The 17,709-nt window shown below is 39.2% G+C and carries 18 protein-coding genes; 17 read left to right on the top strand and 1 reads right to left on the bottom strand.

Going from position 1 to position 17,709, the window contains the following annotated elements; genetic code table 11:
* Positions 1–19: 19 nt before the first annotated feature.
* Positions 20–1,258 (bottom strand): nucleotide sugar dehydrogenase, encoded by a 1,239-nt coding sequence (locus Q0W04_RS00740; protein WP_298498920.1) that lies wholly within the window; start codon positions 1,256–1,258, stop codon positions 20–22.
* A gap of 74 nt (positions 1,259–1,332) precedes the next feature.
* Here Q0W04_RS00740 and rfbD point away from each other — a divergent pair, with 74 nt between their 5' ends.
* The 17 genes from rfbD to Q0W04_RS00655 form a co-directional block, all read left to right on the top strand.
* Complete coding sequence (gene rfbD / locus Q0W04_RS00735; protein WP_298498917.1) at positions 1,333–2,172, top strand: dTDP-4-dehydrorhamnose reductase; 840 nt, start codon at positions 1,333–1,335, stop codon at positions 2,170–2,172.
* A complete protein-coding gene (locus tag Q0W04_RS00730) occupies positions 2,169–2,615 on the top strand; it encodes a ribonuclease domain-containing protein (protein ID WP_298498914.1) in 447 nt (148 codons plus the stop codon). Before rfbD ends, Q0W04_RS00730 begins: the two co-directional genes overlap by 4 nt.
* Position 2,616: 1 nt before the next feature.
* Complete coding sequence (locus Q0W04_RS00725; RefSeq protein ID WP_298498911.1) at positions 2,617–2,847, top strand: barstar family protein; 231 nt, start codon at positions 2,617–2,619, stop codon at positions 2,845–2,847.
* A 69-nt stretch (positions 2,848–2,916) separates the two neighbouring features.
* Entirely contained in the window at positions 2,917–3,783 is an 867-nt protein-coding gene (gene rfbA / locus Q0W04_RS00720) for a glucose-1-phosphate thymidylyltransferase RfbA (protein ID WP_298498908.1), read from the top strand.
* A gap of 4 nt (positions 3,784–3,787) precedes the next feature.
* On the top strand, positions 3,788–4,348 hold the full coding sequence (gene rfbC, locus Q0W04_RS00715; RefSeq protein WP_298498905.1) for a dTDP-4-dehydrorhamnose 3,5-epimerase: 561 nt from the start codon (positions 3,788–3,790) through the stop codon (positions 4,346–4,348).
* Between the two features lie 4 nt (positions 4,349–4,352).
* Positions 4,353–5,360 carry a dTDP-glucose 4,6-dehydratase gene (gene rfbB / locus Q0W04_RS00710; protein ID WP_298498904.1) on the top strand — a complete coding sequence of 336 codons (1,008 nt, stop codon included), beginning with the start codon at positions 4,353–4,355 and terminating at the stop codon, positions 5,358–5,360.
* Positions 5,361–5,591: 231 nt separating this feature from the next.
* Positions 5,592–5,858, top strand: a complete 267-nt coding sequence (locus Q0W04_RS00705) for a hypothetical protein (RefSeq protein ID WP_298498901.1) — start codon at positions 5,592–5,594, stop codon at positions 5,856–5,858.
* A complete protein-coding gene (locus Q0W04_RS00700; RefSeq protein WP_298498898.1) occupies positions 5,859–6,140 on the top strand; it encodes a hypothetical protein in 282 nt (93 codons plus the stop codon). It begins immediately after the preceding gene.
* A 27-nt stretch (positions 6,141–6,167) separates the two neighbouring features.
* Complete coding sequence (locus Q0W04_RS00695) at positions 6,168–7,256, top strand: CDP-glycerol glycerophosphotransferase family protein (RefSeq protein WP_298498895.1); 1,089 nt, start codon at positions 6,168–6,170, stop codon at positions 7,254–7,256.
* Position 7,257: 1 nt separating this feature from the next.
* Positions 7,258–8,217, top strand: coding sequence for a glycosyltransferase family 2 protein (locus Q0W04_RS00690; protein WP_298498890.1), 960 nt, complete (start codon positions 7,258–7,260; stop codon positions 8,215–8,217).
* Between the two features lies 1 nt (position 8,218).
* Positions 8,219–9,178 (top strand): glycosyltransferase family 2 protein, encoded by a 960-nt coding sequence (locus Q0W04_RS00685; protein WP_298498887.1) that lies wholly within the window; start codon positions 8,219–8,221, stop codon positions 9,176–9,178.
* Positions 9,179–9,181: 3 nt separating this feature from the next.
* On the top strand, positions 9,182–10,039 hold the full coding sequence (locus tag Q0W04_RS00680; RefSeq protein ID WP_298498883.1) for a glycosyltransferase family 2 protein: 858 nt from the start codon (positions 9,182–9,184) through the stop codon (positions 10,037–10,039).
* A gap of 51 nt (positions 10,040–10,090) precedes the next feature.
* Positions 10,091–11,494: an undecaprenyl-phosphate glucose phosphotransferase gene (locus Q0W04_RS00675; protein WP_298498880.1), complete on the top strand. Its 1,404-nt coding sequence runs from the start codon at positions 10,091–10,093 to the stop codon at positions 11,492–11,494.
* Positions 11,495–11,643: 149 nt separating this feature from the next.
* Entirely contained in the window at positions 11,644–14,307 is a 2,664-nt protein-coding gene (locus tag Q0W04_RS00670; RefSeq protein ID WP_298498877.1) for an OB-fold nucleic acid binding domain-containing protein, read from the top strand.
* Positions 14,308–14,329: 22 nt separating this feature from the next.
* Positions 14,330–15,265: a DNA repair and recombination protein RadA gene (radA, locus tag Q0W04_RS00665; RefSeq protein ID WP_292747759.1), complete on the top strand. Its 936-nt coding sequence runs from the start codon at positions 14,330–14,332 to the stop codon at positions 15,263–15,265.
* Positions 15,266–15,320: 55 nt separating this feature from the next.
* Positions 15,321–16,226 carry an AEC family transporter gene (locus Q0W04_RS00660; RefSeq protein WP_298498872.1) on the top strand — a complete coding sequence of 302 codons (906 nt, stop codon included), beginning with the start codon at positions 15,321–15,323 and terminating at the stop codon, positions 16,224–16,226.
* A gap of 300 nt (positions 16,227–16,526) precedes the next feature.
* The coding region (locus tag Q0W04_RS00655; protein WP_298498865.1) for a CoB--CoM heterodisulfide reductase iron-sulfur subunit A family protein at positions 16,527–17,709 on the top strand (1,183 nt) is incomplete at its 3' end.

Here is a 17,709-nt window from a genome sequence, read left to right as displayed (position 1 = left end):
TCTTTTTTTAATTTAGCAATTAAATTGTATACAAATTGCCGTAATTGTATAGGGTGACATCATCGGGAACTCTATGGATTATGTTTTTGGTATCGAAAATTATTGGATTTTCCATCTTTTCACTGATCAGCTCATAATCCGGATGCTTGAACTCCTTATGGTCACATAGGATAAGAATCAGATCTGCGCCGTCTATTGCATCGGCAAAGCATACGAAATTGTCCCTTTCAAGGTGAGGGTCGTGAATGGCTATTTCATATCCGTCGCTTTCAAGCTCTGATATGATTGCATAGGCAGGACTTTCCCTGTCATCACCGGTATTTCCCTTATATGAGACTCCTAAAACAGCAATCTTTCCATCAGGAATGATTTTTCTTACGTATTCGCATACAAATGCCGGCATTGAGTTGTTTGTATCACGCGCAAGCTTGATGATTTTTGCTGTTTCAGGCGCTTTTGCATAAATGAAGTACGGATCTATTGCAAGGCAATGTCCTCCGACACCAGGTCCCGGTGAGTGAAGATTAACTCTCGGATGTTTATTAGCCATTTTAATTACATCCAGTGCATTGACGCCAATTTCAGCGCAGATTTTTGCAAGCTCATTTGCAAGTGCAATATTGACATCCCTGAATGTGTTTTCCATACATTTTGACAGCTCTGCGGTTTTCGCTTCGGTAAGCATCAGATATCCTTCGACAAATTGGCCATATACCTCACTTGCCTTGACGCTGCATTCAGGTGTCACTCCACCGATAATTCTATCATTGTGGACCAGTTCCTCAAGGATTCTTCCCGGAAGCACCCTTTCAGGACAATGGGCAAGATACAAGTCCTCTCCGATGGTAAATCCTGCCTTTTCAAAAATAGGCTTGATTACCTCATCTGTTGACATTGGAGCTATTGTGGACTCGATGATGACTGTGTTTCCCTTTTCAAGAAGGGGAACGATTGTCTCGCATGCGGTAATCACATAGCTTAAATCGCAGCTGTAGTTTTCAACTATGTATGGTGTCGGAACGGTAATGATAAAAGCGTCAGCCTTTTCTGGAGTCAGGGAAGCCTTGTATGTATTTTTTTTAACTGATTTTTTAATGATGTCAGCTATTCCCGGTTCTTCGATATGGATAATTCCTTTATTTAGATTGTTAACCATTTCTTCACTGATATCCACTCCAACAACTTCGCAGTGGCTTCTTGAAAACAGAGCGGCTGTTGGAAGTCCGATATAACCTTGACCCATAATGCATACTTTCATATTAACAACTCCGACTTTTAAATATTAAATATAATATATATTAAACCATATTATTAAACTTTTAAGGGATAATTATGAAGATTTTAATTACAGGATCCAACGGAATGTTGGGCCATGACCTGGAGGATGTCTTAAAGGACACACATGAATTGATTTTAACAACTTCAAAGACCTTAGACATTACCGATAAGGATAAGACAATAGATTTCATTGTGGAAAACAAACCCGATGTCGTGATTAACTGCGCAGCATACACCGATGTGGACGGCTGTGAAACCAATCAGGAATTGGCCTATGCAGTAAACGGCGACGGTGTAAGGAATTTGGCACTGGGATGCAGGCAGATTGACTGTCCTCTTGTGCATATAAGTACGGATTATGTGTTTGACGGAACCGCAAGAGATCCGATTGAAGAGGATGGTGAAATAGGTCCGATAAGCGTTTACGGTAAAAGCAAACTTAAAGGCGAGCAGGCCATTCAGGAAATCCTCGACAAGTATTATATTCTGAGGACAGCATGGCTATACGGAATCAACGGCAAGAATTTCCCGAAAACAATGCTTGAGCTGGCAAAAAATCACTCTGAAATTACAGTTGTTTATGATGAGGTGGGAACACCGACCTACACTCCCGATTTGGCTTATGGAATTTCCCAGATTATCGAAACTGACTATTATGGAATTTATCATCTCACCAACTCCGGAAGCTGTTCATGGTGCGAGTTTGCAAAATACATTTTCGAGATTGCAGGGGCTGATGTCAGGGTGATTCCCGTAACAGCATCGGAATTTTCAAGACCTGCACCAAGGCCAAGCTATTCCGTGCTTAAAAACAAAAGATGGATTGAAAACGGATTTGAACCTTTAAGGGATTATAGGGAAGCTATCAAGGAATATATCGAGCTGATTAAATGAACAAAAAAATTGTATTTGTCGCTGCACTTATCGTTGCTCTTTTTACAATCGGATGTGTAAGTGCAGGATTTTTTGATTTTTTAAATTTTGGCGGAGATTCTGATGTTCATGTAACTGAAGACGGCCAATATTGTACAGTGGATGAGGTTGCAGCCTATATCAAGGAATTTCACAAGCTTCCAAGCAATTATATAACTAAAAAGGAAGCTCAGGAACTTGGATGGCATGGCGGACCGCTTAAGGATTATGCTCCCGGAAAAAGCATTGGCGGAGATACATTCACCAACCGTCAGCACGTTCTTCCCGACAGTGATGCAAAATACATTGAATGTGACATTAACGCCAATGGAACTGCCCGTGGGGCCGAAAGGATAGTGTATAATACAGGAAACTATAAGGTTTACTACACTTCAGACCACTATAAGACTTTCAAAGAGGTCTAAAATGAGATTGGATGGGAAATTAATTCAAGAGAAAGGCCATGATTATCTGATGGATGCTTTGGACTTTCCTGATTATTATGGTAAAAATTTGGATGCCCTTTATGATTGCTTATGTGAAATGGACCTGGAAATTGAAATTGTAAATGCCGGGCTTGTCGATAAGGACATCATTGACACATTTAAGGATGCCGCCGCAGAAAATGATTTTTTAAAATTGAAGATGTTTCCCTAATGGAAACTTTTCATTTTTGTAGTTATTTTAATTAATAATGAAAAATAAAATCTTATTTTAGTGATTGTTATGAAGGGTATAGTACTTGCAGGCGGTTCTGGAACTCGTCTTTATCCAATTACAAAGGCAGTTTCAAAACAGTTATTGCCTTTATATGATAAGCCAATGATTTATTATCCAATTTCAGTACTGATGCTTGCTGGAATTAGGGAAATACTGATTATATCCACTCCACGTGACTTGCCGGCATATAAGGAATTGCTTGGGGATGGAAGTAGCTTTGGTGTAAACTTATCTTATGAAGTGCAGGATAATCCTAACGGACTTGCAGAGGCATTCATCATCGGTGAGGAGTTCATCGGCGGTGATAATGTTGCCTTGATTTTGGGAGATAACATATTCCACGGTCACAGATTCACAGAAATACTTGAAAGGGCTAAAGACCTCGAGGAGGGTGCTGTAATATTCGGATATTACACCAACAATCCCGAAAGCTTTGGCGTAGTCGAGTTTGACAGTGAGTGGAATGTTCTGTCTATTGAAGAAAAACCGGACAATCCAAAATCAAACTATGTCGTACCCGGTCTTTATTTTTATGACAATGATGTAATTGAAATCGCCCGCAACGTCAAACCTTCCGACAGGGGCGAAGTTGAAATTACATCCGTCAATGAAGAGTACCTTAAGCGTGGAAAGCTCAAAGTCGAACTCCTGGGAAGGGGTATGGCCTGGCTTGATACAGGTACTCATGAAGGACTCCTTGAGGCTTCAAACTTTATAGAAACTATTCAGAAAAGACAGGGACTCTACATTGCCTGTCTTGAAGAGATAGCTTATCTTAAGGGTTATATAACCGATGAGGAGTTATTGAAAACCGCAAAAGAGCTTGAAAAAACTGATTATGGACAATACTTATTTAATCTAGTTAAAAAGTGATCTTATGGGAAAGTTTAAATTTACACAATTGGACATTGAAGGAATGTTTATTGTTGAACCTACTGTTTTTGAGGACAATAGGGGATACTTCATGGAATCTTATAACGAAAACGACTTTAAGCAGGCTGGCTATGATTTGACCTTTGTTCAGGATAATCAGTCAAAATCATCAAAAGGGGTCTTGAGAGGTCTCCACCTCCAGGTCAACTACCCGCAGGGAAAGCTTGTTAGAGTCATCAGAGGTAAAGTGTTCGACGTTGGAGTTGATTTAAGAGCAAATTCACCTACTTACGGCAAATGGGCTGGGGCAATATTGTCTGAAGATAATAAAAAGCAGCTCTATATTCCTCCGAAATTTGCCCATGGGTTTGTTGTTTTGTCAGATGAAGCTGAATTCCAGTACAAATGCACAGAATTCTACCATGGAGAAGATGAAAGCGGAATAATGTGGAATGATGAAGATATTGGTATTGACTGGCCGATTGATGACATTGATGAGATAATACTGTCCGATAAGGACAAGCAGTGGAAAAGCCTGAAGGAATCCCAAATCAAATACGAGTGATAGAATGACAAAGATATTAGTTACCGGTGGGGCAGGATTTATCGGAAGCAATTTCGTAAGGTATATGGTCAACAGATACTGCGAATATGAAATCATCAACCTCGATGCCCTTACTTACTGCGGAAACCTTGAAAACCTTAAGGATATTGAAGACAAGGACAATTACTCATTTGTAAAGGGAGATATCAGGGACAAATCCGTTGTTGATGACCTTGTTCGCCAATGCGATTATGTAATCAATTTTGCAGCTGAAAGTCACGTTGACAGAAGCATAGAGGATCCGGAGATTTTCATCAAGTCAAACGTTTTGGGAACACAGATTCTTCTCAACGCCTCAAAGGAATTCGGCGTTGAAAAGTACATCCAGATTTCAACCGATGAGGTTTATGGAACCCTTGGAAAAACTGGCTACTTTAGCGAAACCACTCCTCTACAGCCAAACAGTCCATATTCAGCTTCAAAGGCAGGTGGGGATTTGATTACAAGGGCATACAGCGAAACCTTTGATTTGCCTATTAACATTACACGATGTTCCAACAATTACGGACCTTACCAGTTTCCAGAAAAGCTGATTCCTCTTATGATTTCAAATGCTCTTGAGGATAAGAAGCTGCCGATTTACGGTGACGGCAAAAACATCCGGGACTGGCTTCATGTACATGACCACTGCCGTGCCATTGACCTGGTTTTGCATGAAGGAGAGCTTGGAGAGGTCTACAATATCGGCGGAAACAATGAAAAGGAAAACATCTACATTGTCAAGTTAATTTTGGAGGAGCTGGGCAAACCCGAATCATTGATAGAATTTGTTACAGACAGATTGGGTCATGACAGGCGCTATGCCATTGATTCAACAAAAATACAAAACGACCTGGGCTGGACTCCTAGCTATACATTTGAAAAGGGCATTAAGGAGACAATCCAATGGTACCTTGACAATCAGGATTGGACCGACCAGGTTAAAAGTGGGGATTATCAGAAATATTATGAAAAAATGTATTCAAACAGATAATTTTTACACTTGAAAACTACCTCTTTTTTTTATAAATTTTTTTGTATTTTTTTCTTATCTGTATACAAATTAATCAGTAATTTGACGAGTTGCTTATAATTCCATTCATTTTTTACCTAAGCATTATTATATAATTAAAGATAGTTTTATATATTATTATTCGTTAATGAATATTGTAGATTATTTTTCGGAAAATGTGTTTTTCCGAATTTATGGGAAATGGTGATTTGGATGTTGGAGCAATATTTACCTTTTGTCGGTTTAATTATATTTGGGAATATTGAAAACCTTGTTCTTTCCTCACAGGGAGTTGTAGCAGGGGTCAATCCAGTAAAATTAGGTATTGCAAGTATTATTTGTGTTAGTATTTGGCTGTGTATCGGAACCTTTGGAACTCAGCTTCTTATCAATTATGTTGATTTTATTGATTTCATCGGCGGATTTGCAATATTTGTTTTAGGTTTACAAGCAATGATTGAGTCTGTAAGGGGTGAATAGATGACTTCTGAAATTAAGCAGTTTTCTGTATTACTGATTTTTGGAAACATTGAAAACCTTATTTTGGCAGCTCAGGGAGTTGCAGCACATGTTAATCCGCTGGGTTTGGCAATATTAAGTTTGATTGCTGTTGTCTGCTGGCTTTCAATCGGTACTTTCGGAACAAAGATAGCCATGAAGTACGCAAGATACATCAATTTCATCGGAGGCCTTGCAATATTCATATTAGGTATTCAGGCCATGATGGAGTCTATTCCTGGAATTTTATCATTTTTCCATTAAATTTAATTTTCCCTTTCATTGATATTTATGAAATATGTCAAGCATAGAATATATGGGGCTTTATTCAGTTTGTTTAAAGTGTTTCCCATTAAAAAAAACAAGATAACGTTTATTATTGATTCAAAACAGTCCTTTAAGGGTAATCTGGACTACATTAAAAAGGAATTTGAAAAAAGGGGAAATTTTGAATTTGACTTTTTTTATAAGGATAAAATCTCTTTAATGTCCTTTAAAAGTTTGGCCACTTCCAGATATGTGTTTTTAAACGATAACTTTTTCCCATTGGCTTTCATGAATTTTAAAGACGATACCATCGTTACCCAGCTTTGGCATGCTCCGGGTGCCTTTAAAAAGTTCGGTGCTTCAAGCGAGGTTGAAAGCAGGCAGATTCTTCAAAAGGCAAGTAAAAACACTGATTTTCTGATTGTTTCTTCAAAAAATATCATTGACTATTACTCCGAAGCATTTCAGATTCCAAAAGATAAAATCAGACCTTTGGGCCTTCCAAGGGCAGACTATTACTTTGAAAACCATGATGTCGAAGCCATCAAATCCCGCTTCTGCAAAAGATATAATGTTTCACCCGATAAAAAAATCATTCTCTATGCCCCGACATTCAGGGATGAGGAGAAATTCAACAATGTCTTCGACTATCTTGACTTGGACAGCTTCAACGATGCTCTGGGCGAGGAATATGTTTTGGCTCTGCGCCTGCATCCCAAAATCAAAAATTTCTATTCAGATGACATTTCATCAATCGGTGATTACGTCGACTGCAGCGATTATCCCTCAGAGCAGGAACTGCTTTTAATCACAGACATTCTAATCACTGATTATTCATCAATAATGATAGAGTTTGCAATGCTTGGCAGGCCTGTCGTATTTTTCACATATGATTTCGACAGCTATCTGAGAGAAGAACGGGGATTTTATTTTGATTTCGAATCCACGGTTCCCGGACCTATAGTTAATGATTCAAGTCAGCTGATTGATGTGATTGTAAATGGTGATTTTAAAAAGGACAAATTGTCCGGTTTTGTAAGGACACAGTTTGATGAGATTGACGGTAAATCTTCTGCAAGAGTAGTTGATTTTCTTTTAAATTGTGAGGGTTAAAATGAAGAATTATAAGGTTAGCGTTATCATTCCGGTTTATAACTGCGGTGAATATATAGGCAACACTCTCAATTCAGTTATCAATCAGGATTTTGACGGCTATGAAATCATCGTCATTGACGACGGGTCAACCGACAACAGCCTTGAGGTAATAAATTCGACATTGAAGGACTGCGGCGTTTCCTATAAGATAATTCATCAGGAAAATGCAGGCGTAAGCGTTGCAAGAAATCATGGAATCGAGGTTTCATCAGGAGATTATCTTGTTTTTGTCGACGGGGATGATCTTGTATCGCCGAATCATCTCTCTGAACTCTACACAGGCGAACATGAATTCAGCCTGATACAATTCGTAAAAAAGGATGACGATATCCTTTCCGCTCCAAATCACTTTGAAGGCGAGATAATTTCAACCGACGATTTCATAAAAAAGGAATTGAACATGGAAATCCTTTTCAACTTTTTCCAGCTGATGTACAAATCAGACATAATCAAGCAAAACAACATCAGATTCACTCCCGGCGTGGTCTACGGTGAAGACACGGAATTCGCACTCAAGGCCCTGATTTACGGTGACAGGATTCACATAAGCAATGAGGTAACATACTATTATATCCAGCGTTCTGATTCTGCCATAAGGACAACGGAATACAGGCGTTTTGACATAGTTCCAATCTTTGAAAACCTGGCGGATTTCTACAGAATCCATGGAAAAAATGACCTGGCAAACATGATTGTGACATCCAGAATCCCCAGAGCCATTTTCGGAAACATGAACTACTTTTTCTATAGCTGCTACGGCTTTGACGATGTGATGTATGTAATGAAGAAAAGGGACTTGCTGACTAAACTGTCAAGGTTCAGGGGAGATGCCAAATTCAGCCTTAAGGTAAAGCTATTTTTATTACATCCAAAATTATATTATAAACTGTGGTTCAAATTCAAAAATTCAATTGATTAATATGAAAGTTTCTGTTGTAACGCCAAACTATAATGGGGAAAGGTTTTTGAAGGCCTTCTTCGAATCTCTAAACGATGACAGCGAATTCATCGGGGAAGTAATCATCATAGATAACGGATCTGATGACAACAGCAGACAGTATATCAAAAACAATACATTCGATTTTCCGGTAATATTAATTGAAAATAATGAAAATCTCGGCTTTGCCCCTGCAGTCAATCAGGGAATTTCGAAGGCGAAATACGACTATATTTTCTCCTTAAACAACGACACTGAAATCAAAAAGGGTTCAATCGCACACATGGTCAGTCTTATTTCAGGCGGCGACGACATATTTTCGGTACAGGCCAAGATGCTTCAGTATAAAAACAAGAGGCTCATTGATGATGTGGGCGATGAGTACAATCTTCTTGGCTGGACTAAAAAGACAGGCGAAAACCACGACTCAGAGGAGTACAGCGAGGTTCGTGAAATATTTTCAAGCTGTGCTGGAGCTGCGCTTTACAGAAAATCCGTCCTTGAGGAGCTTGGAGGATTTGACGACAACTTCTTTGCCTATATGGAGGATGTCGATTTGGCGTTAAGGTCAAAAATCAACGGATATCGCAATCTGTTATGTCCGCAGGCTATTGTATATCATATTGGAAGCGCCACAAGCGGAAGCAGATACAATGAGTTCAAGGTGAAGCTGGCGGCCAGAAACAATGTCTGGGTTGTCTACAAAAACATTCCGATTCCATTTAAAATCACCAATTTCATATTTCTGTTTTTCGGATTTCTGTTCAAGTACCTGTTCTTTTTAAGGAAAGGTTTCGGTTCCCTTTATCTTGAAGGAATAAGGGAAGGCCTCTCCGGCAGGGATAAAATCACCAAAACAAAATTCAAATCCGAAAATACAGTTAATTATTTAAAAATGGAATATAGATTAATTATTAACACTATTAAATTCTTGAAAAGGTAGAACATGAATCTTTCAATCGTTATTGTAAACTATCGGACATTTGACATGACAAGGGATACGGTCAATTCAATTCTTGAATATTCCTATCCGTTTACATATGAGGTCATTGTCGTCGATAACGCTTCAGGCGATGACAGCCTTGAGAGACTGGAGGACTGTTTTAAGGATAAGGTAACGTTCATTGCCTCCAGCGAAAACAACGGTTTTGCCTCAGGAAACAACCAGGCCTTAAAACGTGTCAGTGGAGATTACGTTTTGCTTTTGAATTCAGATACCGTCGTGTGGGAAAATACACTTGAAAGCATATATGATTATATGGAAAGCCATGGCGATGTTGGCGCATGCGGATGCAGGGTTCTTCTTGAAAGCGGTGAGCTTGACAAGGCATGCAAAAGAACATTTCCAAACGTTAAAAACTCCTTTTTCAGGCTTTTCCACATTCCGACAAAAAGCAAGGACGACAACTATAACCTGACAGACCTTCCGGACGGGGAAGTCTATGAAATTGACTGCCTTACCGGAGCGTTCATGTTTATCCGAAAAGAGGCCTTGGATGAGGTCGGCCTTTTGGATGAAAGCTTTTTCATGTACGGGGAGGACATTGACCTGTGCTATAGAATCAAGCACGCCGGATGGAAAATAGTCTACTATGGAAAGTCATCCATCACTCATTTTAAGGGTGCAAGCAGCAAGAAGCAGAAAAACAAGCTGATTTATGAATTTTATCATGCCATGTATATCTATTACAAAAAGCACCATGCCGGCGAATCATCATTCATTGTAAATATTGTTGTATATCTTGGAATGGCAGTTTTATGCTGTTTAAAGCTGTTTTTAAATTTGTTTAAAAACAAAAGTTAAATAAGATATTATACTAATATTATAATTAAAACTGGTTTTTTGGTAATTGCTATGATAAAGGAAAATCAAAGACTATTGAACATAATATTGGTATTGCTAGACGTTCTGGTAGTGATGCTGTCACTTATATGTTCATTCTGGCTGAGGTTCGATACAACCATTTTCGGCCCTATAGGTGGCCATTTGGGATTTTTCAGCTATCTTTTATTTTTCGTGTTTGCAGTAATTCCCACTTATATAATTTTGTATTTCGCTTTCGGACTGTACAAGCCCCGCAGAACATACAAAAACATTTTCTCTGAGGCAACTCAAATAATCAAGGTTAATATTGTTGCATTTTTCGTTCTGGTTTCTATTCTGTTTATAATCAACCAGCCTAACTTTTCAAGAATCATGCTTTTCCTCATGGCAATAATCGGAACGTTTCTTGGAATCATCGAAAGGTTCGTTGTCAGAAGTTTTCTAAGAAAAATCAGAATAAACAACAGAAACCTCAAGCACATCCTCATTGTCGGGGACAATGAACTGGCCTTTGAGTTTGCCCGCAAAATCAAGGCAAACCCTTATCTCGGGTTTTCAGTAAGTGGAGTTTTAGGAAGATCAGAGCACATAGGCAATGAAATTGCAGGAACCAAGGTAATAGGCGGATTTAAGGATTTGGATAATCTTTTGGAAAACCATGATTTCGACAGGGTTGTTCTGGCTATTCCGCTGAAATACTATTATAAAATCAACGAGCTTGTGGAAAGCTGTGAAAAGGTCGGTATCAAGGCGGAAATCATTCCTGACTACATCAGATATTTCCCTGCACAGCCTTCAGTGGACATGATTGAAGACATTCCAATCATTAACATTCGCTATGTGCCGCTGGATGACGATTTCAACAAGTTTCTCAAGTACTGCTCCGACTATCTCATATCCATAATCGCCATTATCATCACATCCCCAATCATGATAGTCACCGCAATAGCTATCAAGCTGACATCAAGGGGACCTATAATATTCAAGCAGGAAAGGATAGGCCATCACGGCAAGCCGTTTATGATGTACAAGTTCCGCAGTATGAGGGTTCAGGATCCGGGTGAAGAGAAATCGGAATGGACCACAAAAGACGATCCCCGTAAAACAAGGGTCGGGAATTTCATCAGAAAAACCAGTATTGATGAATTGCCTCAATTTTTCAATGTCTTGAAAGGGGACATGAGTGTTGTAGGCCCAAGGCCTGAGAGACCTTACTTCGTTGACCAGTTCAAAAAGACAATTCCGAAATACATGGTCAAGCATCAGGTAAGGCCGGGCATAACCGGTTGGGCTCAGATACATGGATGCCGTGGAGATACATCCATCCATAAACGTATAGAATATGATATAGAGTATGTAGAAAACTGGCACATGGGTTTGGACCTTGCTATAATGATTAAAACAGCTTTAAAGAAAAATCCGAACGCATATTAGCGGTGCACATTTGCACATATGCACACTTTGACTACATTTATAATGAATTTTTTTTATATAAAATATTACTCTTCAAATGCTCTGTCTCTAAGACTTTATATAGAGTTTGAATATAAAATAATAATTAACTTTTCTATGAGGGGTTTGGTATGCAAGAAGAAATTTTACAATTATACGAAAAAATCAAAGATCAACTTTCTGAAGAAGAGTTCAACGCTGAAATAGAAAAATTACGTGAAAATTACGGTGATGTGGGATTTATGAATGATATGGACCTCGCACGCATGATTTTAGAAAATTATGGTGTCGAAGTTCCAGAAGTAGTTTCCGCACATGAAGATGAAGAAGCACCGGTCGAAACAGCCGAGGACGATTCAACAGAAAATGACGATGACACAGACGATTCCGAACCAGGTTTTGTCATGACTGAAGAGCTTCAGGAAAGATACGACAAGATTAAAGATCAGATAACCGAAGAGGAATTTTTCGCACGCATGCAGGAATTCAAAGATCAAAACGCTCATGCATCATTCATGGGTGATGTGACATTTGCAGATATGGTTGTCGGTGAATACAGAACCGAAGAGGTTGAAGTCGTTTCAGAAAAACCTGAATTTTCAAACAAGACAATAAGCGATTTGGAAGACGGCAGCAAAGACGTTTCAGTCACCGGTAGGGTAGTGTCAATTTCCAACAAAAAATCATTCAAGACCCGTAAGGGAGCTGAAGGTGAACTCTGCAATGTGGAGCTTCAGGACAATACAGGTTCAATGAGATGCACATTCTGGACCCAGAACATGCCTCTTTTAAAGAAATTCAACGAAGGAGACATCATTCAGATTAAGAATGTGGACATTAAAGACGGTTTTTCAGGCCTTGAAGCAACCTTAAGGCCAAGGTCATCAATCGTTCACATGGAAGAGGACACATCAAAGTTCCCTGCATATGAAGAGGAAATCACAGACATTGCAGACATCGAGCCTGACACCAAAGTCAACATCATTGCAAGAATCCTCAGGATTCCTACCATAAGAAGTTATGAGAAAAACGGAAAACAGGGAAAAGTAGCTTCCCTTGAACTTCAGGATGCAACAGGCAAGATTACCTACACCCTATGGAACAAGAATGTTGAACTTATTGAAAGTTTAGGATTGGAAGACGGAGATACCGTTAAAATCCTTTCAGCACAATCCCGTGAAAGATTGGACAGGGACGGAATGTCTGAAATATCACTGACCCATTGGGACGGAAGAATCATCAAGGGCGACTTTGAAGTTCCTGAAATCCAACAGGAATTTACCCCAATCGGAGATTTGAGCGAACAGAAGGACGTTTCAATCAAGGGTGTTGTTGTCAGACTCCAGGACATTAAAACATTCCTGAGAAAAAAAGACAATACTGAAGGAAGGCTTAGAAACTTCGATGTTGGTGACAATACAGGTTCAATCAGGGTTACCGTTTGGGGCGATGACACTGCATTGCCGATTAACAAGGGCGACATCGTAAAGATCATAGGCGGTGACGTTCGCTTTGACGATTACACAGAAAGCGGTTATTCCATGAACACAGGCTTCAACACTCAAATTTCAATCAATCCGAATAATCTGACAGACGAGGAATTGGATGCATTTGAAGCAATAAGAGAACAGTTAAGGCCTGTTCCAATCGGAAGTATTTCCGAAATCGACGATGACGGCAAGGAAGTTGACATCATAGGAAGAATCCTTTCAATAAACGACATCAATGAATTCCAAAGGGATGACGGCACTGTCGGAATCGTTCGCTCAGTCATGTTTGCAGATGAATCAGGCAAGGTCCAACTGTCATTCTGGAATGAAAGGGCTCGTGAAGAGTTCGTTGTAGGAGACGCATACCAAATCGAAAATGCAAGAACCAGACTTGGAATGATGAGCGTTGATTTAAACATCGGTGGAGGATCAAGAGTAATTAAATTATCCGAAGAAGAGGCATCAGCAAGGTTTATCCCTGAGCTGTCCACACTTGAAAAGACAATCTACAATCCTAAAAAGATTGAGGATTTGGATGAGGATGAAGAGGACACAATCATCATCGGAAGAATTATTGAAATCAACGACGTACGTGAGTTTGACAGGGACACAGGTGATGTCGGGCATGTCAGAAATATTGAAATAGCCGATGACACAGGCACAATCAGGGTTGCGCTATGGGATAAGGACGCTACCAAGGAAAGGGAAATAGGAGATGGAATCAAGCTCCAGAACCCTCGTTTGGCTTTGAACATGGACAATCGTTTGGAAGCTAATGTATCAAGGGCAACTACAATTCTTGAGCCTAGCGAAAGCGAGCTTGCAAAATTGCCTTCAATAGATGAGCTGATGGAAGCAATATTTGCTCCAAAATCCATTGAATCCCTGCTTGAAGATGATACCAATGTATGTGTCACAGGTACAATCATAGATGTAAGCACCGAAAGGGTAATCCTTAAGAAATGTCCTAACTGCAGATCAAATGTCGAAGAGACAATCGACGAGTATATCTGCGACAACTGCGGACACACATTCGATGAACCGGATTATCTTTTGATGGTTCCTACAAGAATCGAGGATGATACAGGAGATATTCAGGTTACATTCTTTGATAAATTGGCCGAAGAGCTTATCGGAATGAAAAAAGAGGAAATTATTAGTCTTATTGATGACGGTTACGGTATTGAAGACAAGCTTCAGGACCTCAACGGTCTGACCGTCGAAATTATTGCTAATGTCAGTTTTGATGAATTCAATGAAGAAAATAGGTTAAGTCCTAAAAAAATCTTAAACAAATATTTTTAAATAAACAAAAGGAATGATTATTATGGTAGAATTAGCAGATTTGCCAGGTGTTGGTGAAAAAACAGCAGAAAAATTAAGAGACGCAGGTTTCGCTGATATGATGAGATTAGCTACTGCTACTCCAAAGGAATTGTCAGTTAAAGCAGAAATCGGTGAAGGTGTTGCTGAAAAGGTTATTGAAGCAGCTCGTAGGGCTGAAAACATCGACTTTGAAACCGCTTTGGAAGTTGATGAAAGAAGAAAGGATGTTGGCCACATTACCGTCGGCAGCCAGGAGTTCAACGACTTGATCGGCGGCGGAATAGAAACCCAGTCAATCACTGAAGTGTTCGGTGAATTCGGATCCGGTAAAAGTCAGATTTCCCATGAATTGGCTGTAACTGTCCAATTGCCTGAAGAACTCGGAGGACTTGACGGCGAATGCGTATTTGTAGATACCGAAAACACTTTCCGTCCGGAAAGGGTAAGACAGATTGCTGAAGGTTTCGATTTGGATGTCGAACAGGTACTGAGCAGAATCCATGTTGCACGTGCATTCAACTCCGCTCACCAAATTCTCATGGTCGACAAGATCAATGAACTTATCCAAAACGGCGCCAACATTAAACTGGTAATTGTCGATTCTCTTATGGCTCACTTCAGGGCAGAATATGTTGGAAGGGAGTCTTTGGCTGTAAGACAACAGAAATTAAACCAGCATTTACATTCACTCCAACAGATTGCAAACACCTACAATGTTGCAGTATTTTTAACAAACCAGGTACAGGCAAAACCTGATTCCTTCTTTGGAAGCCCTACAAAAGCTATCGGTGGTCACGTTTTAGGTCACGCTTCAACATATAGGATTTGGCTCAAAAAAGGACTTGCAGGCAAAAGAATTGCACGTTTGGTCGATTCTCCACACTTGCCTGAAGGTGAATGTGTATTTAAAATTACTAGCGAAGGTATCGTTAGCTAATTTTAACCCTTTTCTTTTTTTTAATTTTATATATTATTGAAATCTAACTATTTCTATGAACGCAATTGAAACCACTATCCTATCTATTGTTTTGATGATAGCTTTGGGATATTTTCTCAAAAGAATCGATTTTCTCTCCCAAAACGACATTGATCCATTCAATAAGATAGTGATGTATATTCTATTGCCGTGCATGATTTTCAATGCATTATATAATGCAGATTTATCATTAATTCCCAAATTGGGAATATTGCCTTTCATCGTTTTGGCTTCCTCAATAGCGACAGGCATAATTTCCTATTTCATTTTAAGGCGAATGGGTCTTGAAGAAAAAAAGTTGTGGTCGGTTCTTGTTACCGTAATGATAGCCAATACGGGGTTCATGGGATATCCGGTCACTTTAGGAATTTTTGGCCAGAGCGGTTTTTTAAGGGCGATATTTTGTGATATTGCTACATTGGCGATATTTCTGATTTTGTCATTTGTCCTCATGTTGAAATTCGGAGGAAACGTTAGGACAGCTTTTAGAAAGGTTGCACTTTTCCCTTCACTTTGGGCTGTTGTTTTGGGGTTACTTTTTAATTTTCTTGGTATTCCTGTCGGGGACGTTTTAGCCAGCACTGTCAATTATCTTGGCCAGGGTGCAATTCCGCTTATTATGGTTGCACTGGGCCTTTCGATTGACTTTTCTGCGATACCCAGAAGCAAATCCATGATTGCATTTACATCCGTTATGAAATTGGCGTTTTTCCCGTTTGTTGCCTTTTTGGTTGCAGGGTTTCTGGGCCTTACAGGTCTTGAACATACAGTAAGCATTGTGGAGGCTGCAATGCCGTCTGGAATGATGTCTCTTCTTTTGGCAATCACCTATGAGCTTGACTATGAACTGACCTCCGACTGCATATTAATCAACACTGTAATCTCTTTGATTACACTACCTGCAATTATCATGATTTTGTAATAAAAATTTCCAATTTTTAACATAACCTAAATTAATTATTTTATCAGATACGAATGTTAAATATTTGTTTTAAATAATTAGCCTTGTTTATTCTTTTTTTAAGCTATAAAGCTATTTTAATCAATATTTTTTTTCATCATATATAAACTTTACTCTAATATTTCATAAGAAACCTTTAAATATGTGTATTTACTACATTAGTATATCTAATACTATGTAAAATTTTACTGACTGTTTTTAAAAATTGCAATTTTTTATATATATTAGATATTTTTCACGACTTGTACAAGGTGAATTAATATGGCAGAAGAAATAAATAATAACGAAGAATTAAGGATCGGTGTTTACGTCTGTCACTGTGGTGTAAACGTAGGTGGAGTCGTAGACTGTCCAGATGTAGCAGAATATGCTAAGACCTTACCAAATGTAGTCCACGCAACTGACTACAAGTACATGTGTTCCGACCCAGGTCAAGCAATGATTCAAGAAGACATTAAAGAGAAAAACTTAAACAGAATTGTTGTAGCAGCTTGTTCCCCTCGTCTTCACGAACCTACTTTCCGTAGATGTGTAGAAGAAGCTGGATTAAACAAATTCTTATTTGAATTTGCTAACTTAAGAGAACAAGACTCCTGGGTACACATGGACTTACCTGAAGAAGCAACTGCCAAAGCAAAAGACTTAACACGTATGGCTGTTGCTAAAGCTAGATTACTCGAACCATTAGAAGCTACCAAAGTAGCAGTAGATAACAAAGCATTAGTTATCGGTGGTGGAGTAGCTGGTATCCAAACCGCTTTAGACTTAGGTGACATGGGCTTCAAAACCTACATGGTAGAAAGAAACCCAACCATTGGTGGAAGTATGGGACAATTAGATAAAACATTCCCTACTCTCGACTGTTCAATGTGTATTTTAGCACCTAAAATGGTAGACTGTTCCAAACACGAAAACATCGAATTAATCTCTTACGCAGAAGTAACTGAAGTAGACGGATACATCGGAAACTTCAAAGTAACTGTAGAGAAAAAAGCTAGATACGTAGATGAAGATTTATGTACTGGATGTGGAGCTTGTCAAGAAGCTTGTCCTATTGAAATACCTAACTACTACGACGAAGGTGTAGGTATGGTAAAAGCAGCATACATCCCATTCCCTCAAGCTGTACCATTATGCGCTACTATCGATAAAGACTACTGTATCGAATGTAACTTATGTGTACAGGCATGTGGTCCAGATGCTATTGATCACAACCAAGAAGCATCTATCATCGAATTGGAAGTTGGTACTATTGTAGCTGCAATCGGTTACGACCCATTCGACCCATCCGGAATTTACCAATACGGATACGGACGTTTCTCAAACGTAATTACCGCTATGGAAATTGAAAGAATGATTAACGCATCAGGTCCTACCGGTGGTCACGTAATCAAACCTTCCGACGGTATCGAACCTAAACGTGTTGCATTCATCCACTGTGTAG

The sequence above is a fragment of the uncultured Methanobrevibacter sp. genome (assembly GCF_947170395.1).
GTDB lineage: Archaea > Methanobacteriota > Methanobacteria > Methanobacteriales > Methanobacteriaceae > Methanocatella.
The sequence above is the reverse complement of the archived record's forward strand: the minus strand, read 5'-3'. Positions and strand labels throughout refer to the sequence as shown.

Bases quoted from the DNA above. Each gene is read 5' to 3' on its own strand.
- Q0W04_RS00725 (WP_298498911.1), top strand. From the start codon at position 2,617: ATGAGATTGGATGGGAAATTAATTCAAGAGAAAGGCCATGATTATCTG.
- Q0W04_RS00690 (WP_298498890.1), top strand. From the start codon at position 7,258: ATGAAGAATTATAAGGTTAGCGTTATCATTCCGGTTTATAACTGCGGT.
- Q0W04_RS00730 (WP_298498914.1), top strand. From the start codon at position 2,169: ATGAACAAAAAAATTGTATTTGTCGCTGCACTTATCGTTGCTCTTTTT.
- Q0W04_RS00680 (WP_298498883.1), top strand. From the start codon at position 9,182: ATGAATCTTTCAATCGTTATTGTAAACTATCGGACATTTGACATGACA.
- rfbB (WP_298498904.1), top strand. From the start codon at position 4,353: ATGACAAAGATATTAGTTACCGGTGGGGCAGGATTTATCGGAAGCAAT.
- Q0W04_RS00695 (WP_298498895.1), top strand. From the start codon at position 6,168: ATGAAATATGTCAAGCATAGAATATATGGGGCTTTATTCAGTTTGTTT.
- rfbA (WP_298498908.1), top strand. From the start codon at position 2,917: ATGAAGGGTATAGTACTTGCAGGCGGTTCTGGAACTCGTCTTTATCCA.
- Q0W04_RS00700 (WP_298498898.1), top strand. From the start codon at position 5,859: ATGACTTCTGAAATTAAGCAGTTTTCTGTATTACTGATTTTTGGAAAC.
- Q0W04_RS00705 (WP_298498901.1), top strand. From the start codon at position 5,592: ATGTTGGAGCAATATTTACCTTTTGTCGGTTTAATTATATTTGGGAAT.
- Q0W04_RS00670 (WP_298498877.1), top strand. From the start codon at position 11,644: ATGCAAGAAGAAATTTTACAATTATACGAAAAAATCAAAGATCAACTT.
- rfbD (WP_298498917.1), top strand. From the start codon at position 1,333: ATGAAGATTTTAATTACAGGATCCAACGGAATGTTGGGCCATGACCTG.
- Q0W04_RS00740 (WP_298498920.1), bottom strand. From the start codon at position 1,258: ATGAAAGTATGCATTATGGGTCAAGGTTATATCGGACTTCCAACAGCC.
- radA (WP_292747759.1), top strand. From the start codon at position 14,330: ATGGTAGAATTAGCAGATTTGCCAGGTGTTGGTGAAAAAACAGCAGAA.
- Q0W04_RS00660 (WP_298498872.1), top strand. From the start codon at position 15,321: ATGAACGCAATTGAAACCACTATCCTATCTATTGTTTTGATGATAGCT.
- rfbC (WP_298498905.1), top strand. From the start codon at position 3,788: ATGGGAAAGTTTAAATTTACACAATTGGACATTGAAGGAATGTTTATT.
- Q0W04_RS00675 (WP_298498880.1), top strand. From the start codon at position 10,091: ATGATAAAGGAAAATCAAAGACTATTGAACATAATATTGGTATTGCTA.
- Q0W04_RS00685 (WP_298498887.1), top strand. From the start codon at position 8,219: ATGAAAGTTTCTGTTGTAACGCCAAACTATAATGGGGAAAGGTTTTTG.